Annotated in this window: 1 pseudogene; it reads right to left on the bottom strand. The window is 70.4% G+C overall.

Annotation, left to right across the window (positions count from 1 at the left end):
• Nucleotides 1-950 (bottom strand): annotated as a pseudogene (locus HGG74_RS21750) (thiamine pyrophosphate-dependent enzyme); the annotation flags it as partial.

A 950-nucleotide genomic window follows, 5' to 3' on the forward strand; every position in this document is an offset into this window, starting at 1 on the left:
TTCCCCGTCCCCGGCGATGGTCACCACACACCGGCCCGGGTGCGCCAGCGAGGCGGCGATGGCGGCGGGCACCGAGTAGCCCATGGAGCCGTTGCGGGCGCTGATCATGGAGGGGTAGGTGCGGGTGGGGAAGTAGCGGTGGGCCCAGTTGGTGTGCTCCCCGGCGCCCAGGGTCACCAGCGCATCCTCCGGCAGGGCCGGCACCAGGTGGGCCATGAGGGTGTCCATCCGCGCCCTGCCCGCGGAGGGCTCGGCGCCGGGCAGGGCGGCGAACTTTTCCTGCTCGGTGCGCATCCGCTCGGTAAAGGCCCGCCAGGTGTCCTTCACCGGCAGTTCCATCCGGACCAGGTCGCGGACGAACACGTCCGGGCGGGCCACGATCTGGTGCGAGACCGGCCCGGAGCGGCCGCGCAGGGAGGGGTCGATGGTGACCAAAAAGTTCTGCTTCGCCCAGTCCTGGCGGACCACGAACCCGTCGGTGATCACGTCCCCGGGCACCGTGCCCACGAACACCAAAAGGTCGGTCTCCTCCAAAAGGTCATAGGTCGGCTTCGGCCGGCCGTAGCCGATGGGCCCCACATACGAGGGCGAGTCAAAGGAAATGGTGCCCTCGCAGCGCCACTCCACCGCCGCGGCGATCCGGTGCCCCTCCAGCCACTTGGTCAGGGCCGCGGCCCCTTCGGCGGTCCAGTCGTTGCCGCCGAGCACGAACAGGGGCTTCTCGGCCTGTTCCAGGGCGGCCTGCAGGGCCTTGAAGTCGGTCACGGTCATCCCGCCGTCGGCCACCGGGATCACCGGGTGCACGGTGGCATCAATCGTTTCGCGGATGATGTCCTCGGGCAGGCCCACCACCACCGGGCCGGGCCGGCCGCTCATCGCCGCGAACATGGCCTCGGCCACGATCTCACTGGCGCGTTCGGGGTGGTCCAGGACCATCACCCGCTTGGCCC

Origin of the sequence: Arthrobacter mobilis (assembly GCF_012395835.1) — a bacterium.
Taxonomy (GTDB): domain Bacteria; phylum Actinomycetota; class Actinomycetes; order Actinomycetales; family Micrococcaceae; genus Crystallibacter; species Crystallibacter mobilis.